The sequence below is a fragment of the Paenarthrobacter sp. JL.01a genome (assembly GCF_025452095.1).
Classification (GTDB): Bacteria; Actinomycetota; Actinomycetes; order Actinomycetales; family Micrococcaceae; genus Arthrobacter.
Window position 1 is genome coordinate 3,719,741 of the sequence record NZ_CP104877.1, and the last position, 23,258, is coordinate 3,742,998.

At 60.3% G+C, this 23,258-nt stretch carries 22 protein-coding genes; 11 read left to right on the top strand and 11 right to left on the bottom strand.

The genetic code is table 11. From position 1 onward, the window contains the following. The first annotated feature begins 17 nt into the window (after window positions 1–17). Both N5P29_RS17615 and ggt read left to right on the top strand, forming a co-directional pair. Entirely contained in the window at window positions 18–959 is a 942-nt protein-coding gene (locus N5P29_RS17615) for a hypothetical protein (protein WP_262276092.1), read from the top strand. Between the two features lie 108 nt (window positions 960–1,067). Then, complete coding sequence (gene ggt, locus N5P29_RS17620; protein ID WP_262276093.1) at window positions 1,068–2,933, top strand: gamma-glutamyltransferase; 1,866 nt, start codon at window positions 1,068–1,070, stop codon at window positions 2,931–2,933. A gap of 38 nt (window positions 2,934–2,971) precedes the next feature. Here ggt and N5P29_RS17625 read toward each other — a convergent pair whose 3' ends face one another. After that, entirely contained in the window at window positions 2,972–3,154 is a 183-nt protein-coding gene (locus N5P29_RS17625) for a hypothetical protein (protein ID WP_262276094.1), read from the bottom strand. Beyond that, entirely contained in the window at window positions 3,151–3,858 is a 708-nt protein-coding gene (locus N5P29_RS17630) for a class I SAM-dependent methyltransferase (protein ID WP_262276095.1), read from the bottom strand. Before N5P29_RS17630 ends, N5P29_RS17625 begins: the two co-directional genes overlap by 4 nt. A gap of 640 nt (window positions 3,859–4,498) precedes the next feature. Between N5P29_RS17630 and N5P29_RS17635 the strand changes: the two genes are divergently transcribed. The 8 genes from N5P29_RS17635 to N5P29_RS17665 all read left to right on the top strand — a co-directional run bounded on the left by N5P29_RS17635 (window position 4,499) and on the right by N5P29_RS17665 (window position 10,790). After that, window positions 4,499–4,648 (top strand): hypothetical protein, encoded by a 150-nt coding sequence (locus N5P29_RS17635; RefSeq protein WP_186313583.1) that lies wholly within the window; start codon window positions 4,499–4,501, stop codon window positions 4,646–4,648. An 81-nt stretch (window positions 4,649–4,729) separates the two neighbouring features. Then, a complete protein-coding gene (locus N5P29_RS17640; RefSeq protein WP_262276096.1) occupies window positions 4,730–5,647 on the top strand; it encodes an ABC transporter ATP-binding protein in 918 nt (305 codons plus the stop codon). Continuing rightward, entirely contained in the window at window positions 5,647–6,864 is a 1,218-nt protein-coding gene (locus N5P29_RS17645; RefSeq protein ID WP_262276097.1) for an ABC transporter permease, read from the top strand. The genes N5P29_RS17640 and N5P29_RS17645 overlap by 1 nt, the downstream gene beginning before the upstream one ends. 28 nt (window positions 6,865–6,892) lie before the next feature. Then, window positions 6,893–7,297, top strand: coding sequence for a hypothetical protein (locus N5P29_RS17650; protein WP_262276098.1), 405 nt, complete (start codon window positions 6,893–6,895; stop codon window positions 7,295–7,297). A 45-nt stretch (window positions 7,298–7,342) separates the two neighbouring features. Next, entirely contained in the window at window positions 7,343–7,918 is a 576-nt protein-coding gene (locus tag N5P29_RS17655; RefSeq protein WP_262276099.1) for a hypothetical protein, read from the top strand. Between the two features lie 337 nt (window positions 7,919–8,255). Then, window positions 8,256–8,978, top strand: a complete 723-nt coding sequence (locus tag N5P29_RS17660; protein WP_262276100.1) for a hypothetical protein — start codon at window positions 8,256–8,258, stop codon at window positions 8,976–8,978. Between the two features lie 239 nt (window positions 8,979–9,217). Beyond that, window positions 9,218–9,559 (top strand): helix-turn-helix transcriptional regulator, encoded by a 342-nt coding sequence (locus N5P29_RS21120; RefSeq protein WP_410007930.1) that lies wholly within the window; start codon window positions 9,218–9,220, stop codon window positions 9,557–9,559. After that, window positions 9,546–10,790, top strand: coding sequence for a type II toxin-antitoxin system HipA family toxin (locus N5P29_RS17665; protein ID WP_262276101.1), 1,245 nt, complete (start codon window positions 9,546–9,548; stop codon window positions 10,788–10,790). The genes N5P29_RS21120 and N5P29_RS17665 overlap by 14 nt, the downstream gene beginning before the upstream one ends. On the opposite strand, the gene N5P29_RS17670 is transcribed toward N5P29_RS17665, so the two are convergent. From N5P29_RS17670 to N5P29_RS17710, 9 genes are all read right to left on the bottom strand, one after another. Next, window positions 10,787–11,977, bottom strand: coding sequence for a Gfo/Idh/MocA family protein (locus N5P29_RS17670; protein ID WP_262276102.1), 1,191 nt, complete (start codon window positions 11,975–11,977; stop codon window positions 10,787–10,789). The genes N5P29_RS17665 and N5P29_RS17670 overlap by 4 nt on opposite strands. Window positions 11,978–12,002: 25 nt before the next feature. Then, entirely contained in the window at window positions 12,003–12,746 is a 744-nt protein-coding gene (locus N5P29_RS17675; RefSeq protein WP_262276103.1) for a ThuA domain-containing protein, read from the bottom strand. A 1-nt stretch (window position 12,747) separates the two neighbouring features. Then, window positions 12,748–13,851 carry a Gfo/Idh/MocA family protein gene (locus N5P29_RS17680; protein ID WP_262276104.1) on the bottom strand — a complete coding sequence of 368 codons (1,104 nt, stop codon included), beginning with the start codon at window positions 13,849–13,851 and terminating at the stop codon, window positions 12,748–12,750. 45 nt (window positions 13,852–13,896) lie between these two features. Further along, a complete protein-coding gene (locus N5P29_RS17685; RefSeq protein WP_262276105.1) occupies window positions 13,897–14,796 on the bottom strand; it encodes a carbohydrate ABC transporter permease in 900 nt (299 codons plus the stop codon). Then, window positions 14,793–15,776 carry a carbohydrate ABC transporter permease gene (locus N5P29_RS17690; RefSeq protein WP_262276106.1) on the bottom strand — a complete coding sequence of 328 codons (984 nt, stop codon included), beginning with the start codon at window positions 15,774–15,776 and terminating at the stop codon, window positions 14,793–14,795. Before N5P29_RS17690 ends, N5P29_RS17685 begins: the two co-directional genes overlap by 4 nt. A 2-nt stretch (window positions 15,777–15,778) precedes the next feature. Beyond that, window positions 15,779–17,086 carry an ABC transporter substrate-binding protein gene (locus N5P29_RS17695; protein WP_262276107.1) on the bottom strand — a complete coding sequence of 436 codons (1,308 nt, stop codon included), beginning with the start codon at window positions 17,084–17,086 and terminating at the stop codon, window positions 15,779–15,781. A 197-nt stretch (window positions 17,087–17,283) separates the two neighbouring features. Beyond that, on the bottom strand, window positions 17,284–18,279 hold the full coding sequence (locus N5P29_RS17700; protein WP_262276108.1) for a LacI family DNA-binding transcriptional regulator: 996 nt from the start codon (window positions 18,277–18,279) through the stop codon (window positions 17,284–17,286). Between the two features lie 265 nt (window positions 18,280–18,544). Continuing rightward, window positions 18,545–19,942: a hypothetical protein gene (locus N5P29_RS17705; protein ID WP_262276109.1), complete on the bottom strand. Its 1,398-nt coding sequence runs from the start codon at window positions 19,940–19,942 to the stop codon at window positions 18,545–18,547. Further along, the gene (locus tag N5P29_RS17710; RefSeq protein ID WP_262276110.1) at window positions 19,939–20,289 is read right to left on the bottom strand and encodes a hypothetical protein; all 351 of its coding nucleotides are present in this window, start codon (window positions 20,287–20,289) and stop codon (window positions 19,939–19,941) included. Before N5P29_RS17710 ends, N5P29_RS17705 begins: the two co-directional genes overlap by 4 nt. 1,272 nt (window positions 20,290–21,561) lie before the next feature. Here N5P29_RS17710 and N5P29_RS17715 point away from each other — a divergent pair. Further along, window positions 21,562–22,290 carry a hypothetical protein gene (locus N5P29_RS17715; RefSeq protein WP_262276111.1) on the top strand — a complete coding sequence of 243 codons (729 nt, stop codon included), beginning with the start codon at window positions 21,562–21,564 and terminating at the stop codon, window positions 22,288–22,290. Window positions 22,291–23,258 lie beyond the last annotated feature (968 nt).

Below are 23,258 nucleotides of genomic sequence, written 5' to 3' on the forward strand. Positions count from 1 at the left end.
GATACCAAGGAGCTTCCGTGAGCCATGCCCACCACGCAACTGAGCAGGTGCCGGCGTCGGAACATCCTCAAGGCAGTGCCGTCCAAGCCGCAGTCGCCTTGCTGATCGGAGCTTTTGCCGGCGCGCTTGGCCTTCTCCCCTGGTGGGTCACCGGCGCGAAGCTGCCGCTGCAGAACCTCTGGGCCGACCCGGTCATGCCGGAACAAATGCCCTTGGCGCTCCTGCCTCTGAGCCAATACGAGGTCCTTACCCTGATCGCGTTGCTGACAACCGGCGGTGCGCTTGCCGGGCTGGCGTCACGGCTCTGGAATCCGGATCACCGGACCATTGCGATGTGGTGCGCGGTTGGCGGCGTCTTAATGGTCCAGGTGGTGGCAACAGCACAGTCCTTTACAGTGCTCAACGACGGTCTCGCCGGCGGCAAGCTGGCCGGCTTATACTACTTCGGCCTACTTGCCTGCGTCATCCTCTCGATTCTCGCCAGCGTCGTGGCACAGTTGCTGATCGGTGCGAAGTCCCGCGCTGCCACAGCACTGGGGGCGGGATTCGTCGCCGTACCCGTCACGTCCTGGGCCGTCCAATGGGTTATCGGCTTCGCTGGGCGCAGCAATATGCCCCTCGAGGTGCCGACCATTGCCCATTGGGTTCCCGCTGTCCTGGTAGGTTGCGCGCTGGCTTGGTGCGGTCTGAAACCCGCCGCCCGCATCACAGTCTGGGTCCTGGACCTCGCGTTCCTTTGGGCTGTCCCCGCCGTCTTCACCGCGGTCCAGTCGGTGTTGGCCACCCGCGCAATCGCCGGTGACATTCCCGAGATGCTGTCCATGGGCCTGCAGATCCTAATCGCCGCTTTAGGGCCCGACGGCGGTGCTTGGCAAACGCTGTTGCTCGCCGTGGGCATCGGGCTGGCTGGTGCAGGCATTCGGGCGTTCGCCGGCCGAAGGAACCAAGAGCGGGCCTGAGCCGCAGTCGTTGGTTCGAGAATCAACCTTTGTCCCTCGCAGAGCCCACGGGGTAGGGTGGCCAAACCGTTCGCCACATCATCGTCTGGGAAAATTCTGGGAGAAACCATGACTCATGTGAGACGTCAGCTGGCTGCTGTCACAGCAGCCTTCGCACTGGGCGCTACAAGCCTGGGCATCGCCGGTCCGGCTTCCGCTGATCCCCGTCAAACGGAGAAAACAGCTACGGCCACCGGCTATGGCGGAGCTGTGAGCACCGTTGATCCGGAAGCCTCCGCGGCCGCCATCGAAGTTCTGAAGAAGGGCGGCAACGCAGCCGATGCCGCCGTTGCTGCGGCTGCAACCCTCGGTGTCACAGAACCTTACAGCGCGGGCATTGGCGGTGGCGGCTACTTCGTTTTCTACGACGCCAAGACCGGCCAGGTCGGAACCATCGACGGCCGCGAAACCGCTCCGGCAGCGATGCCGAATGATGCCTTCATCGACCCGAGCACCGGCAAGCCGTACCCCTTTACTACGCAAAACCCGGCGCTGCCCACAAGCGGGGTATCCGTGGGCGTCCCCGGCACTCCGGCTACGTGGGAACGCGCCTTGGAACGCTGGGGAACCCTGAAGCTGGGTGAAGCGCTGAAGCCCGCCATCAAGGTGGCAACCCGTGGCTTCGTGGTGGACGAAACCTTCCGGAACCAGACCAAGGACAACCAGGCCCGGTTCAGCAATTTCACCTCCACCAAGGACCTCTTCCTTCCCGGTGGTGACGCTCCCGCCGTCGGAAGCGTCTTCCAGAACCACGATCTCGCGGCGACCTATCGGCTGCTGGCCGAGGAAGGCACGGACGCCTTCTACGGCGGACCGCTTGCTGCCGAGATCGCCAACACGGTGCAGGCGCCGCCAAAGGTCGCCAAACCGACCCTGCCCACTCCCGTTGGTTTCATGACCGCCCAGGACCTGGCGGATTACAAAGTGGTGGATCAGGACCCCACGCACATGAACTACCGGGGCTATGACGTCTATGGCATGGCTCCGTCCAGCAGCGGCGGAACCACGGTTGGCGAAGCCCTGAACATCCTGGAACCGTTCAACCTCTCCGAGATGACGCCGACGGACGCGTTGCACCACTATTTCGAGGCCAGTTCCCTTGCCTTCGCGGATCGTGGCGCGTATGTCGGCGATCCCGCGTTTGTGCAGGTTCCCACCAACGCCCTCCTGGACACTGCCTTCGGCAAGGAACGCTCCTGCCTGATCGATCCGGCGAAGGCGGCACTCAAGCCGGTCGCTCCGGGCAACGTCAAGGATTACGACGGCGTGTGCCCGGCTTCGGCGGCACCGCACGCCAAGGAGTCCGATACCGAGAACATTTCCACAACCAACCTGACCGTTGCGGACAAGTGGGGCAACGTGGTGGAGTACACGCTCACGATCGAGCAGACGGGTGGCTCCGGAATCGTTGTTCCCGGCCGAGGCTTCCTGCTGAACAACGAGCTGACCGACTTCAGCACCGTTTATAACGCCGATGATCCGAACCGTATTCAGCCAGGGAAGCGGCCCCGGTCGTCCATGTCGCCGACCATCATCCTGAAGGACGGGGATCCGTTCCTGGCCCTCGGTTCCCCGGGTGGTTCCACCATCATCACTACCGTCCTGCAAACCATTATCAACCGGGTTGACCTGGGCATGACTGTCTCCGAGGCCCTCGCAGCTCCCCGGGCAGCACCCAGGAACGGTGCATCCGTCAGCTCGGAACCGGCGTTCATCGATGCCTACGGCCCGGCGTTGAAGGCGAAGGGGCACGTCCTGATGCCGGCCGGTGATGCGTTCACGTCCGCTGCTGAGATAGGCGCGGCAACCGCCATTGAGTTCGGCGACGGCGGGAAACTCACCGCGGTTGCCGAGCCGACCCGTCGCGGAGGGGGTTCGGCGATGGTGGTCTCCGACGATGGCCGAGGCCCTGGCAAGGGTCCGAAGCCCAAGTAACTCTCTACCTCCGAGCATCGACGCGGGCCGCGGCATTCTCAGCCGCGGTCCGCCCTGCTTTCCACCCTGGAACGCCAGTAGGCCGTGCAGGCAGCGAGGGCGCAGATGACACCCGTGACGAGTGTCCAGACAGAGTCGCTGCCTCCCGAGATGAATACATAGAGGGAGTAGAAGCCCAGGACCATGGCCAGGATCAGCCAGCTCAATGATCTGTTGCTCATGGCCGTTCCTCTGCTTTCGCGGTGGCTTGTTGTCTTGCGGCACACACCCAGAGCTCGAGTTCGTCAATGCCCTCCTCCTGGCTGTCCGCCCTGATGGGACGGCGGTCCAGAACCGTGAAACCCTCAGCGGCGAGGTCTTCTTCAATGAGTAGGGTGCTGACGAAAGCGACTTCACAGGAGTAGGCCGAGGACCTGTAGGTTCCGTGCTCATTGAAGCTGACGTGGCTCGTGCTCACCTGCCGTGCACCATTGAGGGCATCCCGGCTTTCAACGGTGATGAGGAAGGAGTCCTCCCCCAGCTGTGAAATCGTGGCGCCGTTGTTGGTGGTCATTGACGCATGGCGGTGGTCCGGATTCAGCACGGTCATGAGAAAGCGGCCGCCCGGCGCCAAGCACTGATTCACCTTGCGGAACAGCGTTCGTCTGCTGCCCGGGTCGAGAAGAGTGGCGTAGCTGGCACCGAGGATGACACAACCAAAGGCATGCTCAGGCTGAGGGTCTGAGGGGTGCCGGGCCACCGTTTCCCGGCCAGTTGGCTCGGCCCTCTTAGTGAGCCGACCGGAACCCCGCGCCAACTCAAGGACCGCACCCGTGGTCTCCGCTGCAGCTGCCAGGATCTCCGGAATCTCAATGAGGCTGTTGGCGATGATGTGGTCGTAAAGGCGGGTTCCTGAGAGATCCCGTCTTCCCTTCCCGCCGCCCATAGTTCTCAGAGTTTGCAGGATAGGGTCGACGGTTCGCTCTGGCACTGTTGTCATCTACGGCACTCCCCAAGCGTGGCGTTGGTGTTTGTTCTTGGAACCGACACTACGGGCGGTTTACGTCGACCCGGTGCGGAATGGGAAAACTAGGTGGTGGATTGGGCGAATTTAGGTGCATTTTCGCGTCGTCTAGGTGGTGGAGGGCCGACTTCTAGGTGTAGTGGCCAATCCGGGCGTCAAGATCCACCAAAGCCCGCATCGAGTCAGATGCGTTCACTTCACCACCTAGACCGGTGGCTGAAGACACTCATTTCCGGCCGATTGAGCACCTAATTTCGGCCCCATGACCACTCATTTCAGCCCTCTCGAGCACCTAGTGCCATTTCTGCCTTGCAGGCTTATTCCGACGCGATTCCCGATCTAGCCCATGGGGGAATCCCGTTACCAGGAAAGCTATTCCCACTGACAAGGAGAAGAAATGAACTGGCAGCAATTGAGCTGTTTGGCTGGGTTCCTATCGCACGTCATAGCTACGGGCTCTCTGATCGCAGCGGCCTTCACCGGCGGTGCAACACTCGTTATCGGCGGCATCGCGTATTCGGTGAGTGCACTCGCGACGATGCTCGGCTGCAGTTAGCAAGAAATGAAGTTACTGACGCTCACGGCAGCTGCCATGTTCTTCATTACGGCTGTCATCGCGTTTTTCAGTAATCCCACGATGGCAGCACTCTCCCTCACGGCATCCCTAGCAATGGTTGCGACGTGGGTCGTCTACAAGAGGCAGAGCAAGTAGTCGTTCATCATTGAGCCGCGCTCGACGCTTGGTCAGGCCGGGCGCGGCTCTCCAATGCGAAGGGACTCCAATTGAGGACGCATGAATTTCATCAACGTTGAGCATCTCTCCAAGGACTTCGGGCAATTCCGGGCGTTGAATGACATCAACTTCTCGGTGGCAGAGGGGAGATCAATGGCCATCATCGGTCCTAACGGTTCAGGAAAAACCACCCTCGTCCGGTGCCTGTTGGGCCTTGTGGCACCGGACTCCGGAAGGGCAGACATAGCCGGGCTCCCCTACGACTCCGGCCATCCAACCCGCGTGGGCTACCTTCCCGAGGAACGTGGCAACTTTCAACGCGACACCCCATTGGATGTGATCCGCCTTTTCGGAAGGCTGCGTGGCCTCAGCTATAGCGAGGCCACTTCCCAAGCCTATGACTATCTCGACGACGTGGCTTTGACCGCTCATGCCCGGTCCCCTATCCAAACTCTGTCCAATGGCCAGCAGCAGAAGATTCATCTGGGACTCACGTTTATTGGCAGCCCCGATCTCCTGGTCCTGGACGAACCGACCCGCGGATTCGATCCAATCAACCAGGCAATCTTCAAAACACATTTGCAGAGGCAACTGCATGAAGGGACCACTCTGATCCTCGTGACAAACCAAATGCATGAAGTAGAAGAACTGACTGACTACGTCCTCTTCCTGCGTAACGGTGACCAACACTTTGCGGGGGAAGTGAAAGACGCAAAGCAGAAACTTGGTGGCCGCCGCACAGTGTTGACGTATACCGGCGAACTTCCTGCGAGTGCCAGGAAATGGGACCTGAATGTACAGGCTACGGGAACAGCCGTGATGGACTCTCCCCATGAAGTGGGATCAGCCAAGGAACTGCTCGGACAGCTGGTCAGTGATGGGGCGAAGGTAACCGACTTCAGCACGAGGTTGTCGAGTCTCGACGAGATCTTCGTGTCGGTTTACGGCGAGTCAGGTCAGTTCGGAAGCCTGAACTGATGGACGCTCCAAACCGGGTCCTCCTCGCCTTCGAACTCAAACGGCACTTCAAGAAAAAGAGCTACTGGGTACCGATCGTGCTGGTCCCTCTGGCGGTCATCGTTCTGGCAACCTTGGCACAATTGGGAGCCGCAGCCACTGTAAAGAACGGCGCAAACGGAACAGTTGGCGTCATGAAGTTCCACTACGTGGATCCCGGCGGTTTCATTGACGCAAAGCTGGCTGAAGAGGCCGGCGGCACCAAGGATGTCGATGCCCCGGCTGCCATAAAGGAGGTCACCGCCGGTGGGCTGCAGACATTGATTGTGTTCCCCGGCGACCTCAGCAGCGGCCGGATAGACATCTATGAAAACAACAAAGGTTTGGTTGGTGACCAACAGTCCACTGCATTGGCCCGTCAGCTGCTGCAGACCTCTTTGGTGAGGGGTCTCAAATCCCCCGAACTTACCAAGCCTCTGACCGGGACAATCGAGGTCAACCGGGTGGGCTACAGGAACGGCAGCGTTGACCCGGGGTTGTGGTCCGTTGCTCCTCCGCTGGTCTTTTTGCTCTTGTATTTCGCGGTTACTATCTTCCTTGGAAACCAGATCATGTCGAGTTTCGCTGAAGAGCGGGAGCAGAAAATTCGTGAAGTCCTCTTTCTGGACGCATCGCCGTCGAGCGTTTTCCTTACGAGAATCCTGACGACCGCCATCCTCGGCCTGGTTCAGTTGGCAGCGATGTCACTGCCGCTATTGCTCTTCTACCTGCTGGCCGGCCGCGATCTTGGCCTTCCCCTGCCCGCGTTCAAACTCTGGGTCCTCGATGCCTCGAAGATGTCGGCAGGGCTGGTGGTTCTCTTGCTGGGCGTGCTTTTCATGGTTGCAAGCCATGCAGCGATAGGCGCCCGAATCAGAAGTGCACGGGAAGGTTCTGCGTTTGCCACACTTTTTGTCATCATGATGTTCGCCCCGGGCTATACGTTGGGGCTGCTTTCCGAGGAACCTGACTCAGCCGTCGTGCGAATCCTTACCTTCTTTCCACCGACCGCTCCAAGCACTTTGTTCTTCAGGAATGCTTTTGGAAACATCCAGACGATCGAATTCATCTGCAGTTGCGCCTGGCTGTTGGCAGTCAGCATTCTCGTCCTGGCCATAGGACGGCGCGTGTACTCCGGCAGTCCGTTGTGGATAACCAGGCCAATAAGCAGCAGCCGGCACAAAACCCCCATAGGCTGAAGTTCACGACGACGGGAAACTCGAGCTCATGTACAGCACGCAAAGAAGTGCAAACAGCTACTGGTTGACGTTGGCCGCCTGCTACGGACTGACAATCGGCGCTGCTACGACGATAGCTATGCCTTGGCTTCTGATTGTGGCTTGCGTTTTCATTGCCTTTCCGCTGATCGTGGGCTTCTTTTATGGCCAGATAGGCTCCCGTGCCCGCCGCGATAAGGTCCGTGAAAGCCCGGTGATCACCATAGCGGCCACGGCCTTCTCAGCAATTGCCCTACTCCTGCGCGACTCCCCGGTTGTCGGCTGGGCGGGTCCTGTCCTTGGTGCGGCCAGCTTCGCGGGAATGTATCTCTGCCTGCGCCGGTATGGCCATTTCCACATGCCTGCAGGGCGCATTTCCCGTAATCAAGAAGGGATGAAGCTCGGTGACCGATAACCCGGGAGTGAAATTTGCCCGTCAGTCCGAGCAGTAGCATGCACTATGAAGTCCTTCACTTGGGCAAGAGCCGCAACGGATAGTCCGGAAACCAACAAAGTAGCTGTAATGCTGCCTGGCTCCGGCTACCCGGTGGAAGTGCCCGTTCTCTTTTGGATAGGCGAGATGCTCGGCGCCTTGGGATGGCAGGTACAGGCTGTCAAATGGACGCCCGAAGATTCTCCCGGTGCTGATCCTCACGAATTCGCTGCCATGGCCGCCCAGCAAGCCTTCGCGGAATCACCCGAAGCGCATAAGCGGCTTATCGTGGCCAAGTCATTCAGCACTCTGTGCATCCCCTGGGCCGAAGAGACATTGACTCCGGGAATCTGGCTGACACCACTCCTCACCGATGCCTCAGTGAGAAGCACGATCGCGGCCAGCCCCAAGTCTGACCTGTTCATCGGTGGATCAGAGGACAAACTCTGGGATGGAGGACGCCTATCGGAGACCAACGGCACGTTTATTGAAGTGCCGGGGGCCGATCATTCCCTACAGATTCACAATGATTGGCGTGCTTCCCAGACGGCGCAATCCAAGATCTTCGAAACGATCGAAGAGTTCGTTGTGAGTGCCTTCTAGATGATGCACGCCGACTTCTCTTAAGGGGCTTCGGGCATCGAGCCTAATCTGAACTTCTCAGGGAACCCCAACGGCGGGTCGGCAATAATCATCTTCTGCTGCGCGTGCCACGTATTCCTCGGCTTTTGGCTTTGGGTGACGGAGAAGCGTCTCCTTGCCAGCGCCATTGGCCAAGCGCTTTTCCCCGCACTGGTGATCGTCTTCTACGTTCTCTTCCAATAGTAGGCATGGCGGTCCGGATACGCGCGACGCAAACGGGCCCACACCCTGGCGACCGATAGTCTTATCTCAGCTGGGAATCCCCGGCAGTAAATGCAGACCCAATGGGGGAAATAGAGTGAAGAAATTTGCGCTGCAGAGCGTCGGAATATCGGCGTTGGTAGTGATGGCACTGACCGGATGTGGTGGGTCAACGGGCTCCACGAATAGCGCTTCGCCTGAGGCTACGGCGTCACCCACGCCCACCGCCGCCAAGCAGTACACCAACGACGAGCTCGTTGAACTCGTCAAGCAGATCAAGCCGAAGTCGGGCAAGGAATTGACCGTGGCTTCCAGCGAGGAACTCGCCCAGGAGAACCCCATCAAGGCGCTCATGAGCATGTTCACCATTGAACCGGCGGAGTGCAAGGACCTTGCAACGCTGGGCGGAACTGAAACCCTCGCCGGTTCGACAACAGCCGCCGGTGCAGATCTGGACGCTGCATCAGGGGTCATGACAATGGTGACCCTAACGTCCGGACTCGAGAAGCAGAAGCTCCAGGACAGCATCGACAAGAGCGGCGCCGAGGTTGAGAAGTGCTCGAAGATGACACTCTCCATGTCCGGTCAGTCGATGAACGTCTCCACTGAAAAGTTCGACGGCATCAATGCAGTTCCAGGAACCGTGGCCTACAAGACCGAGATGTCGACGGCCAGCGGTTCGGCACAAACCACCTACATGGCTTACGCCATCAAGGATGGGGTGCTGATTTCTGCAACGGCGTCCGGCAAGGGCGCTGAAGCCAACGGCGTTGCCACGGCCAACGACCTCATGCAGCAGGCCGCAGCCCTGGTTAAGTAGCAGTACCGCAGGCTCAGGGCCGCGACCCTCAGGGGGTCGCGGCCCTTTCGTTTGTTCCAAAACAGGCTTTCGCGTCGCTCCAGATCTAAGCTGTTAAACCACGACGCCGGCACGCGCCTCCCGCACTATGCCCGCCAGCCGCCGGCAATCATCCGCCGCGAACCCGATTCCTCGAACACAACACAAGCTATGATTAAACATGTCTAGAGCATGTATAAACCTATTTTAAGAGGGTTATGATGGCTAAGCGGAATGTACCATTGCGCCCGCACGTCCAGGACGCGCTTACCATTTGGGGGCAGCTCATCAAGCAAGGTCGAATCGACCGTAAGTGGACAGCCAAAGAGCTCGCGGCTCGCGCCAACGTCTCTGAGCAGACGGTTCTTGCAGCCGAAGCCGGTAGCCGGGGCGCGGCCGTAGGCACAGTAATAGACCTCTCCGACCTCGTCGGAATCCCAATATTCGGACTTGAGGACCGTGCCGAACTCGCCATACGCCGAAAGCGAGGCGAGGAGATGCTCGCCCTACTCCCCAGCCGAGTGCGTAGAGCCAAGAGCGGAAGTGCAGATGACGACTTCTAATGAGCTATACGTCTGGACGTGGCTGCCAGGCGAGACTGAGCCCGTCGTAGCCGGGAGAATGGAGCAGTCCGGCCCCCTCGTCACTTTTGTCTATGGTCTCAGTTACCGTTCCCGGCCAGATGCAATTAGTCTGTTCGCCCCGGAGCTTCCGCTGCAAGCCGGTGTCCAAGAACCTGCCGATGGGCTGAATATTGCAGGTGTGCTGAGGGACGGAAGCCCCGACCGGTGGGGCCGGGGTGTCATCGAAAGGCGCCAAGGCGCTGCGCCCAACTCCCTTACCGAGCTCGACTACATGCTGAGCTCCGGCTCGAATCGTTTCGGGGCCCTGGACTTCCAGCTCGATCGTGAAGTCTACGAGCCGCGGGACGAGTCCGTTGTCCTCGACGAGCTACATAAGGCAGCGATCATTCTCGACGAAGGCGGAGAGCTATCTCCGGGTCTGGACGCTGCCCTGATGCACGGTACGAGCCTTGGAGGCGCCCGTCCAAAAGCGACACTGACCGATGAGAACGGCGGCGAGTGGCTGGCGAAATTTTCGTCATCGGACGATCGCATTTTCTCCGTTGTGAACGCAGAAGCAGCGATGCTTGAACTGGCCCGTAGGGCTGGCATGAACGTCCCCGAGAGCAAAGTAGTCCCATCCCTCGGAAAGGAAGTTCTCCTTGTCCGGCGTTTCGACCGAGATGGAGTTGGCGGACGACGCCACGTGGTCTCCGGCCTAACGATGGCTCAAACCGACGAGATGTACGCACGGTACGTGTCCTATCCGCAGATTCTCGACGTTCTTCGCGAATTCGGCAAGGATGCGACGCAGCCGGGACCAGAGCTGTTCCGCCGCATTGCGATGAATATCGCCATCAGCAACAACGATGACCACGCCCGCAACCACGCCGCGTTCTGGGACGGGACACATTTGGAGCTAACTCCGGCCTATGATCTTGCTCCCGGACAACGCTCTGGGGACACGTTCGAGCAAGCGATGCCGTATGGGCGAGGCGACCGCGGAACAAAGATCTCGAACTTTGCGGCATTGGTTCGTGAATCCGAGACATACGGACTCAGCGCGGCTGAGGGCCGTGACATCATCGACCAACTCGTGTCCAGCATCCGCGACAACTGGGACGCGGCTGCTGAGGTGGCCCGGCTAAGCTCCGCAGACAAACAGAAACTCTCCGAAAAGCAACTGCTACCGCGGGCGGCGTTTTTCGACTACGAACCCGAAGTGCTTTAGGCCAGCGCCCGCTCGCCCTGGATCCGGTCGGGTTTGGCAGCGGCAACCCCCGTCACCACACTCCGGTTCCGCGCCGACTCTTCGACGGCGGCCAGCACCCGCTGGACCTGCAGCCCGTCGTCGAACGACGGCGACGGCGCCTCACCATCGCGGATAGCGCACAGGAAGTCCCGGATCTGGTGCGTGAACGTGTGTTCCCAGCCGATGATGTGCCCCTGCGGCCACCACGCCTCAACGTACGGATGCTCCGACTCATTGACCAGGATCCGCCGGAACCCTTGCTCCCGCACAGGCAGCGTGGCGTCCAGGAAGCCGAGTTCGTTCAGGTTCTCCAGGTCGAACGTCAGCGAACCCAACGACCCGTAGATCTCTATCTTCAAAGAGTTCTTCTGTCCGGTAGCCACGCGTGACGCTTCCACGGAGGCACTCACGCCGCCGGTCAGCCCCAAAGTGGTCCACGCGGCGTCGTCGACTGTCACTTTCTCAAGGCCCGACGGACCTGGCCGTTCGGCCACAAAAGTCCGCAGCGTCCCGGTCACCTCGGTGACCGTCTGCCCGGTAAGGTACTGAACCTGGTCAATGGCGTGCGAAGCGATGTCGCCAAGGGCCCCGGAGCCAGCGGTCTCCTTCCGGAGCCGCCAGCTCATGGGGGTTTCGACGTCGGATAGCCAGTCCTGCAGGTAGGCGGCACGGACGTGCCGAACGGTTCCAAGACGGCCTTCGGCGATCAGCTCGCGGGCCAATGCGAGCGCTGGAACGCGCCGGTAATTGAACCCGACCATCGACTGCACGCCCTGCTCCCGGGCCGACGCTGCGGCGGAAACCATCAGCTCAGCCTCCTCCAGCGTGTTGGCCAGCGGCTTCTCCACGAGCACGTGCTTCCCGGCTTCCAGGGCGGCGATAGCGATCTCCGCGTGCATCCAACCCGGGGCGCAGATGTCCACGATGTCGATGTCGTCCCGCGCAATTACGGAACGCCAGTCGGTCGCTGATTCCGCCCAGCCGTACTTGCCGGCGGCCTCGGCAACCGCCAAGGCGTCCCGGCCGACGAGCACGCGCTGCTCGAAGGGCGGGACGTCGAAGAAGCTGGCCACGTTCCGCCACGCGTTGGAGTGGGCCTTTCCCATGAAGGCGTAACCGATAGCGGCCACGCCCAACGGACGGCCAGCGGGAAGGGAAGTGATCATGCTCAATCTCCTTGGATAGACAGGCCTAGGCGAACCAGTCCCGCGACGGGTTGGAAACCTCGGGCGCCTCGCGGAAGACACCCGGCTGCGCAACCCAGCCCACGCCGTTGGCGATGACCTTCTGGATCTGCGGCTGGTGGTACACCGGGTATTCCTGGTCGCCGGGGCTGAAGTAGAAGATCCGTCCCTTGCCGCGCGAGAAGGTCACGCCGGAGCGGAATACCTCTCCCCCGGTGAACGAGCTGATGAAGATCAGGTCGTCGGGTTCCGGGATGTCGAACAGTTCCCCGTACATTTCCTGCTGCGGAATCACGATCGGGCTTTCAATCCCGGCCGCGATCGGGTGCGAAGGCTTGACCGTCCACACCAGCTCCCGTTCGCCCTCATTGCGCCACTTCAGCGAGCACGTGGTCCCCAGCAAGCGGGTGAAGATCTTGGCGAAGTGCCCGGAGTGGAGCACCACCAGTCCCATGCCGCCGAGCACATGCCGCTGCACGCGCTCCACCACCTCGTCGCTCACTTCCTGATGCGCAATATGCCCCCACCAGAGCAGCACGTCAGTCTGCGCCAGGACTTCCTCGGACAACCCGTGCTCCCGATCAGCCAAGGTAGCCGTGGTGATTTCGGAGTCCGGGTAGAAGCCGCGCAGGCCAGCGGCGATGGCGCCGTGGATGCCCTCGGGGTACATGTCCCCGATGGTGGCGGGCTCGTTGCGGGCCTCGTGGACGCCCTCGTTCCAGACGACGATCTTCAGTTTCGTATCAGACATGTCAGAGCCTTACTTCGCGTTGTTCCACGGCGGATTTGTAGCAGGCGTCGAGCACCAGCGCCCGGCTGAGGGCGAGCGATCCGTCGTGGCTGCCCCAGACGGTCTCGCCGCCGCGGACGGCAGCAACAAAATCGTCGACGACGGCCTGGTGCGCCTTTCCGGGTTCGGCTACCACCTCGAAGTCGGCATTCTGGCCGTCCTTCTCGGTGAAAATGTGCACGTCTGCGACGGGGTTCTCGGAGGCGCCGACCGAGCGCAAGTCCGCACCGCCGTCGGTCCCGTAAACCGTGAAGTCCATCAGGTCCCGCTCGTCACGGTAGGTGGCCCAGCCCGCTTCGAGGATCAAGGTTCCGCCGCCTTCCAGCCGGATGAACGCTGAGGCGAAGTCCTCCACTTCAAACTTATGGCTGGAGTTCGACGCCGTATACCTCGCGTTGCCGCCGAGGCCGCGGGGACCCAGTTCGGAATGGGTCGACGCCGAAACGGCCAAGACCTTCGGCTCACCCAGCAGGTGCAGCGAGTAGTCCAGGACGTGCACCCCGATGTCGGCCAACGGGCCACCGCCGGCGAGCGCCGGGTTGGTGAACCAGCTGCCGAGCATCGGAATGCCCTGGCGGCGAAGCCAGGAAGCCTTGGCGTAGTACGGGCGGCCGAGGGTCCCTTCGTCGATCACGTTCTTGAGCGCCTGAATGTCGCCGCGGCGGCGGTGGTTGAACGCGACGTCGAGGACGCGGCCCGCCTTCCGGGCGGCGTCAACCATTGCTTGACCCTCGACGGCGTTGCGCGCCAGGGGCTTCTCGCTCAGCACGTGCAGGCCCCGCTCAAGCGAAGCAATCGCGATCGGCGCGTGGAGGAACGTCGGCACGGCGACGCTGACGGCGTCGAGGTCCTGGAGTTCGATCATGTCCTCCCAGCGCGCGAACGCGTTCGGAATGTTGTACTCCTCCTTCAGCTGGGCCAGGAGCTCTGGTTCCATACCCGCGACGGCGACAATTTCGACGCCGTCGATGTTGCTGTACGCCTTGAGGTGCTGCTGGCCGGCCCAACCGATGCCCACAACTCCCACCTTGAGGGTTGCGGTGGTGGCCTGCTGCTGAATACTCACGTTATTCCTGTTCTTTCTGGGTTTCTTGATGGTTTTGAAAAGCTGTTAGCCCTTGACCGCACCCGCGGTCATGCCGGACACGATGCGCTTCTGGCAAAGGAGCACCAGGATCACGAGCGGGACGGTGATGATCACCGATGCCGCGCTGATGGTGCCGAGGGGCTGGTCGAACTCGCTGGTTCCGCTGAAGAACGCGATCGCGACCGGTACCGGACGGGCTTCCGGCGAGGTGGTCAGCGTGACGGCCAAGAGGAATTCGTTCCAGACCGAGATGAACACCAGGATCGCGGTGGTCGCCAAGCCAGGCACCGCAAGCGGAAGGATGACCTTGCGAAACGCGGTGAACGGCGTAGCGCCATCCATATACGCCGATTCCTCGAGTTCCCGCGGGATCTCCTTGAAGAACGACGTCAGCGTGTAGATCGCCAAGGGCAGCGCGAACGTCAGCTTCGGGATGATGAGGCCCAACAGGGTGTCGTACAGCCCGATTTCGCGCCAGATGGAGAACATCGGGGCTGCGATGGCGATGGCCGGGAACGTCGTCACCGAGAGGATCAGCGTCAGGATCATCGCCTTGCGGCGCATCTTGAGCCTCGCCAGCGCATACGCGGCGAAGGATGCGAACACCAGCGCCACCGTTGTAGTCACGACGGCGATGATCACCGAATTGCGCAAGGCCAGGAGGAATTCGGGGTTCTGGAAGACGACGAGGTAGTTCTCCAGGGTTGGCTGGCTCGGGAAGAGCTCGCCCTTGGACAGGCTCGCTCCCTTCTTAAGGGAGGTGTTGACCAGCCAGTAGAAGGGGATGAGCGAGAAGCCCATGACCGCGACGACGAATACCCACACCAAGGGATGCAGTTTCGCCTCCCCACGCAAGCGGCGCTTAGGCGACTTGCGCCCGGTGTCGGGTGCCGGCGTCGTGCGTTCTTCCGTCAGCGTGCTCATTGCTCCTCCTTCGCGACGTCGCGGATGTTGCCGCCGGCGAAGCGGACGTAGATGACCGAGACAACCATGACGGTGAGGAAGGTCAGGATGGAGAGCGCCGAGCCTTCGCCCACCAGGCGGTTCTCGCGCAGTTGGGTGTAGGCGAGCATGGACATGGATTCGGTGCCGTTGGCGCCGCGGGTGAGGACAAACGGCAGGTCGAAGACGCGGAGGGCATCCATGGTGCGGAAGATCGCGGCGAGGACGATCGCCGGACGCAGGAGCGGCAGGGTGATGTGGACAAAGGTCTGCCACTTGCTGGCGCCGTCGAGCTCCGCGGCTTCGTAGGTTTCGGCGGAGATGACCTGCAGGCCGGCCAGGATGATGAGTGCCGCGAACGGCGTCGTCTTCCAGACGTCGGCGAGGACGATCACCGCCATGGCGTAGCCGTGCTCACCGAGCCACACGACGTCGCCACCCGGCAGCCCAAGCGCCGAGAGGACGTTGGTGACCAGTCCGAGGTTGGGCTGGAACATCGTTTGCCAGGTGATGGCGCTGACCACGGTGACGATCGCGTACGGCAACAGGACCACCGTGCGGAGCAGGGCGCGGCCCTTGAACGCGAGGTTGAGCAGCAACGCCATCGCCGTGCCGAGGATCAGCTCCAAGCTGACCGAGAGGCCTGCGAAGAGGAACGTCTGGCCGAATGCGGCCCACCATTCGTGGCTGGCCAGGGCGTTGATGTAATTCTCCAGCCCCACGAACCGCGAGAGCCCGGCCGTGCGGACGCTGTACTGGTTCAGCGAGAGCCAGATTGCGTAGCCGATCGGGACCGCCGCCACCAGGGCCATGAGGATCAGCGACGGCGCCGTCATACGTAAGGCGAGACGGCGTTCGGCGCGGTCGCGGCCTGACACGCGGGCGGGGGCGCCGCCGTCGTTCGTTCCGCGGGCGCCGCGCTTTGGCGCCCCGCGACCGGGTTGGAGGGTCTTGATGGCCATGATTAGAAGCTCGACTTGGCCGCAGCGACTTCGTCGGCCATCTTCTTCACGGCGTCCTCGGTGGAGGTGGTGCCGGACAGGACGGCGTAGACGTTCTTGTAGATCGCCTGCGAAATCTGCGGGTAGACCGGGGAGATCGGGCGCGGCTTTGCACCCTTGACCGAGGCGAGGAGTTCGGTAGCGAACGGCATCTTCTGGAGCACCGCGGCGTCGGAGTAGGCAGCCTCATTGACCGGGGCCTGCGAGTAGTCCATGGCGACGTGCTTCTGCCAGTCCGGCGTCGTGGCGAAGTCGATGAAGGCAACCGCCCCGGCCTGGTTGGTGGAGTTGGCCGAGATCGCCAGGTTCCAACCGCCGAGCACGCCCGAGGCCTTGCCGCCTTCCCATGCCGGCAGCGGCGCGACGGCGAAGCTGGACGCGAGCGGCGTCGCGTTCAGCAGGCGGTAGACGTGCGGCCAGTTGCGCTGGTATCCGAAGTTGCCGGACTCGTAGGCGAGGCGGGCCGGGTCCTCGTTGTAGGTGAGGACGGCGCGGTCGGCTGAACCGTTCTTGAGGCCGTCGGTCATGAAGTTGAGGACGTCGCGGGTTTCCTGGGAGTCGATCTTGACGTTGCCCTGGTCATCGAGGACTTCGCCGCCGGCGCTGTAGAGCATTTCGAGGAAGTTCACCGTCAGGCCCTCGTACTGCTTGCCCTGGTAGACGAACCCGTTGCCCGGTGCCTTGGCGGCCTCGGCGTAGAGCTGCTGCCAGGTCTCCGGCTTAGCTACTTTGTCCTTCTGGTAGTAGATCAGGCCGGCGTTGGTGAAGAACGGCGAGGCCCAGTACTTGTCCTGGTACTTGGTGGTTTCCACAGTGGAGGGAATGAGGCGGTCCTTGTTGGCTTCCACCAGCTTGGTCTGGTCCAGCAGCCAGCCCTGCGATGCGAACTCGGAGGTCCAGATGACGTCCGAAATGAAGATGTCGCACTCGGTGGACTTGCCTTCGAGCCGCTGCACGATCTGCGTGCGGGCTTCGTCCGTGGTGGCGCCGATCTCGGTGTACTTGGCCGTGACCTTGCCGTTTGCCTTGGTGAACGCTTCCGCCGTGCCCTTGTAGATGCCGCTCGCGTCCTTGACGCCGCAGACGTTCACGTCGCCGCTGGCATTAGCGCCCGACGACGGATCGGCGGCTGCCGCTTGCTCCGCACCTTGGGGAGCTGCTCCCCCGCCGCACGCGCTGAGGAGGAGGGCTGCGGCTATGGCTGTGGCGGCGAGGGCTGTGCGTTTGGTGGCTTTGTTCTGGAGCGGGAGAGCAGGTCGGTTCAAGTCCACAAGTGGCTCCTTTGGTGACTGTGGGGATGTTCAGTGCGGCGCTTTGGCTGTTGCGCAGTCCTGAGTTTGGCTTCGTTGCCGGGTGCTGTGCTGAGTGGTGGAATCGATTCCAAATGATGCTTTGAAAAAAGGCCTTGCGGCCCGTGGAATCGATTCCAAAGTAGTTTTGCAGTGGTTGCTCGTGGCTGTCAACCCTTTTATTTAGTGGAGTCCCGGATGACGAGTTGGTGAGGGAAGAAGGTCCGTCCCTTACGGTGCGCGCCCTCGACAGTCATCCGCTGCAGGAGCTCGGCGAAGGCCGCTCGCCCCATCTCGTACGCCGGCTGCCTTACCGTGGTCAGCTCGGGGACGCACATTTCTGCCTGGGCGGAGTCATCAAAACCTGCGACTGCGACGTCTTGCGGGACTCTGAGGCCAGCGTCGGTGAGCTCCCGGACGCAGCCGGCGGCGACGACGTCCGTTCCGCAGAAGACGGCGTCCGGGAGGTCCTTGGCTTCCAGGAGCTTCTTTGTGAGATTGCGGCCGGCGTGGAAGCCGAAGTTGCCTTCACCTAGGAGGACGCGGTCGGGTGCCAGGTTTGCCTCGTTAAGTGCCTGGCGGAAGCCTTCTTCCCTGAGCCGGCCGGAGCGGGCACCCCTATGGGCGAGCATGGCGAGCTTCTTGGCACCCGTGTCGATGAGGTGTCTGGTGATGTCGTAGCCTGCTTGGCGGTCATCTATGGACACCCCGAAGGCGGCCTCGGCATCGACGATTTCGCAGACCTGGATGACGCTCAATTGCTCGGCGACCGCGTTGACGTCCTCGTCGGGCATGGTTGGCGAGAAGATGACCAGGCCGTCCACCGACCCGTTGCGCAGCATGTCTACAAGCTGCTGTTCACGGTCGCGGTCTCCATCTGTGGCCGCGATGAGGCTGACGTAGCCGTTGTCCGCGGCTGCGTCTCCTACACCTCGGAAGACTTCGCTGATCACGAGGGAGTCCAGGTTCTTTGCCAAGGCCAGGACTCGCATGGTGCGGTCTCTTCTTAGGTCCCTTGCTGACGCTAACGGGCGGTAGCTGAGCTCCTTGATGGCGGCATTGACCTTTTCCTTTGCCGCCGCACTGACAGATGAGCTCCCGTTCAAGACGCGCGACACCGTCCCAACGGACACACCCGCGGTCCTGGCGACGTCCTGAACTGTCGGCCGAGCCATTCGATTGTCCTTCCGCGAGCAGCCCTTATGGCTTTGGCCGATGCCCCTTCGTTCCTCAGCTGAGCTGGCTCCAAAAGCACGATCGGTAACCATCGAAAAACGATCATGACTGCTGCCCCAGAGTCTTGGAGCAACAACGTCGACTGATCTGGTCGCGCCGATTCTAGCCAGCACCCTCTAGTAATAGGTAAAGCGCTGTCAGAAGCAAAGACAAAAAGAGAACAGACTTTGCCGGCCCCTATCCCGATGAGCGACGGACTTTGCGTTACTCCTCGGTAGGTACGTTCGTCGTAGCTTCTGACTTCACCGAGAAGATATCCGCAATTTCTGGCGCCTCCTTCGACTCAGCACGCTCTTTCATACGACTGACCAGCAAGTTCAGGCGCTTGGTGTCGAGACTTTTCACAGTGAGAGCGTCCGAACAAGCCTCGACAACCAACCGATGGACACGCAAGGAAAGTTCATGCTGACTGTCCCCGAGGCCTGTTTGGATGGCGACGTGGTCCGCCTCTGCAGTAATCCGAACCGGAAAACGTCCGACCGTTCCTTCTTCGCCACCAATGGAAGCGTGAAGAGCAATTTCCACAAGTGGGCGGCTCTCCAATGTCAGTAATCGGCAGGCAGCAACAGAATCCAACAGATGCTGACCTTCGAACCGGACGGCTCTAAGCTCGGGGCGCCTTTCGTCGACAGTTCGGGTGCTATGGACGTCACTTCCAGGTCGCACGTTGAACCGGGCTACCGTCAGATTTATGTCGTGAAGTTCCGAACTGATGAGTCGGTTCTCGAGTAGGTCCAACAAGTATTCTGAGGTCGGGTGGAGGGTTCCCGGGATACCCTGAGATTTCTTATCCGCCAGGGGAAGATAACCCTTTGCATTCTGACCCGTGATGACTTCGAAAGCATTGACCGCAGCCTTGGCAGGAACAGCAGAGGCGCCTTCAATGCGCAATGAAGCACTTTTCCCCAACAGCATGCGAACGCTTGATTCATGAGGCGTTGCAGAGAGACTGGCCGCATCAGAGCGTTCTTCAACAGATGCCTGGTACGTCTTATACGTCCCTTGAACTTCGAGGCTTTCATTTAAATTTCGGCAATTATCGAAAAGGAACCACCGAGCAACACCAATCCGGATGTAACGACCGATCACCGAGGATAGCCGTTTACGCGCCGCATTGACGTCAATATCCTCCACCAGTGGGAAGACTCTGCTGATGTGACCGCGTTCAATGGACGGCTCGTCCTCATTTGCAAGGATCAACCGAGCTACCGCAACCCTGTCCCAGCTATAACGCTGGGCGATCCGGGTAGCCACGTCCTCTTGACTACCACTTGAAGCTGTACCCTCAGCTTTTGCAATTTTCCGCAGAGTGGCAAGCTTAAGACTGACCAGGGCCTTCTTAATTACTTCACGATCAACTTCACTGTCGTCGATGCCACCATTCTGGATCTCGGTAATGGGGACAATCTCATCTTCGAGACTCTCACGTATTGCAGCTTCGAGCTTGTCCGAGATGTCTGGGACCAGAACGGAACTGAGGGGTTCGACCGATTCTTCCCGCAGGGCCGCGCCTAGGTCCGTGGCAAGCTTATACAGCTGGGTGACATGGGCTTGGAGGTCGTCTTCCAGGAGAGCCTTATGTATGTGGTGTTCAGTACTCATACCGGCCAAGCTCCCTTCTCCACATCGTTCCTATACTCTTGCACGATCACCCATGCAGCTGCCGTGCACATCTTCATCCAAGCATCATGGTCTGACACTGAAGCGCCGACTTTGTCCACGACGTGGTCGGCCAGTGAATACTCGGTGTGCACCGCCACGGCCAGCATAGCGGCAATGCTCTTATTCTCGGCCTTCTCGCCACCTGAAAAGCCCTCTAGGTGGTTGATGCAATCATCGATGGCCGAGAACCAGGCTTTTCGTTGTGGAGCCTTGCTTTTGAACCACTTCTTGGCGGCAATTTCCTTGGCTTTGTCGCGCACATCTGCGGGGATCTTGATCCTTGCCACGCTAGTCCTCCGACCTGGCCCCAAGGGCCAAGAGGACCGCGAGAATCGGCTGCGCAACTACAGCCAGGAGCAGCATCACTGCGATCCAAAGCTGCCTGAAAGGCAAGATACTCCCACTCCCGTACAGACCAATCCACGAGGCGAGGGCGGCTGTCCCCAGAAGACAGCAAAGAATGGAAGCACTCAGGGCAATGGCTGCAGCAGGTACCGGCAGCTTGGCCATTCTGCGCCTCCCTGCGGAGCCCAACGTGCTAGCGAGGCTAACCGTGGCAAGCAGGAACCCCTCTATCGCCAAGCATGTCGTCAGCGCTTGCCCATCGGCAAAGGACGCCTGTAGCTCCACGTTTCCCCCCGCCTTGCCGACTGTGACCTACAGAGGTTACCGCGAGAATCACGAATTCTGGTATTCAGGATCGTAGATTGAGCTGCGTCTTGCGATTCGGTCGAAATCTGGACCCTATTGCCCGTTCGCTGCTTGTGTGGAGTGTGTGAGCTATGCAGTGCTGGGGGCAGCTGTTTTGGTTTAACGCGTGCTGCTAGACGTCTTCATGCTGTCAGCTTGGCGTTACGCGGGCTACGACGTTGACTCGACAGTTGAGCTAGACGTGAGAACCGCGCCATTATTCGGCAATAGCACTCGTCCATGGAGCACGGAACACAGACTCGCGGCAGTTCCGTGCGCTCGACGACCGCTCGGAAACGTCGTACCGTGATGTTCATGAGTAAGACTCCGATTCTGCGCATCATCTGGCTGAGACCACCCGGTAGCCAAACGTTGCCAGAGTCGGTTTTACGTGCGCGTGTAGGGGTCATTGACTCGACTGTCGAGGTCGAGACGAGGACCGTAGACAGGTGGGGTGATGCGACCATTCCTTCGGGCGCTCGGGACGAGTCAGGTTCAGTTCTCCCTCTTTTGAACGTGGGATATGCGGTGCTCCCGCCCGAAGGCAGGGTCTTCCTGCTCCAAGCTGAATGATTACCCCTCCCGTATGTGGAGGCGCAAAGCATGAGCTACAGCTCAATTCCGAGTGCGTCGCACTCAGCTTTCAATCTATTCAATGGTTCGGCGAGCTCTACATATATGGCACCTGAACAAAACAGACTCAGCACTGTCCAGAAAGCCTGGGCACAGGTTGACGCAGATAACTGAAGATTGGGATTCCCAGATCCTGCATTGGGACGTCGCGCATGCCCATACCCCCATAGGCTCACACCCATTTGCCCTACGACTTACGGCGAGATTGCCTATGGCTTTTAGCTATGCTCCCTCATATGGATGAACCTAAAGGGTCCGAGGATTGCGACAAGAGAAGAAGTCACAAGGCTGCAATTGCCCTTGATGTAGGGGTTTCCGTTGTTACCGTCGCCTTGGTCGCCTTTGTTTGCGCATTTCTGTGGAAAACAGGTGGTGGCAGCTGGTTTGAGCAGAATCTCCTGAACGTAATCGGGTACGTCGGTGTGGCTATCTCACTGGTCGGCGTGCTCCTCGCTTACCTCATTTTTAGGAGGCAATCTAGGGAGGGCAAGAGTATTGATCGCTACCAGCGTCTGGTGCTCAAGGATCTTCAGAAGCTACTGACCGGGGTCGACGAAAAGGTTACGAACCTAGCATTACGACGCGCAAGCGACAGTATTTCGGATGCTGATGCCGAGCAGACTACGGGAGCTGACGATCTTTGGGCAGCTTTCACACCCGAGAGCGACGAGAGCTCTGTCTACCTAAGCAGTCCTTCCGGAAAAAGGCGGCGGGTGTATACCGCGGAAAATGTCCCTCTCGCTGTGATCGGAGCACTGGTGAAGAAATGGGACGAGGAAGGATTAACGGGACGTTGGACCCTCGGCACACTGAGAGGTGCTTTCCGTGCGGAAGGTAAGGGCAACCATCCGTGGTATTTAGTCTTCGTGCCTCCAGGCGGGGACACTCCGATCATTTGGAAGGTTAGCCGGGGTCCCGGTGGAACCGATCATGCCGTGCCAGTTAAGGACCGAGGGCAGTTCTGACGACCTTGAGAAGACAGGACTTACGTAAGAGTTACAGCCTAGTGGTTGAATGAGACAGTCGATTTGATTTGCTTTCACTTACAAAGCAAGTAAACATGTGGACACTAGGTAGGTGTCAAAGCGGCATGTCTCACTCCTCCCACTCCCCAGCCCCAGACGTGTGGTTTCGATCCCTGCCCCTTGCTGAGGAGGACCTCTCCAAGCGAACACGCCCCTGAAGGCCAACTTGGAGGCATAGGGTGAGTGCGTCACACTCCGCAATCCTACGAGACCGTAAGGTTGGATCATGGTTACCTTAGTGGCCGAGGTTATGAGTCTCCGTCCGACACTTACCGGCGGCAGCTCTTGAACATCCTGCCCTTGTTCGTCGAGTTCGAGACCGACCACGTTCGCGCCTGCATGCGTCAAGGCACGCTAATCTCTAAGACCGTATGCTGGCTTGGCGCCAAGCCATCCAAACCCTCTAAAAGCCGGGGAAGACAGCACACCACTTCAGATATGGCCACGCTGCTCAAGCTTGCGTACGGCACCGTGCGCAAGCTTGCGCTTCGGAAATTGCAGAGGCATGAAGGCGCACAGACTCGAGAACAGACGCTTTACTGCATCAACGGGACGACGGCGTGAGTGCCCTGCCTGGTGGCGCCGCGGACAAGCTCGGTAACCAGTTCGAGTCCTGGTGGACACTCAACCGCGTGTCAGCCCTGCTTCGAAGTGAGGCCTCAACCATGCGGATTGAGCCTCCCGGAGATGAAGGGGAAGGAATAGAGTTCTGGATCGAGGAACACGGCGTACGATGGTGCGAGCAAGTGAAGCACGTTCCGTCGACAAGGAACTGGACAGTCGGCGCACTAAAGGAACGGAAGGTCCTTTCCCGTGTCCTGGGGCATCTGGAGGACGGCCACAAAATCCGTTTGGTCCTGTCGACTCCTTCACCCGATCTAGCGGATCTTACGTCACGTGCCCGAGAT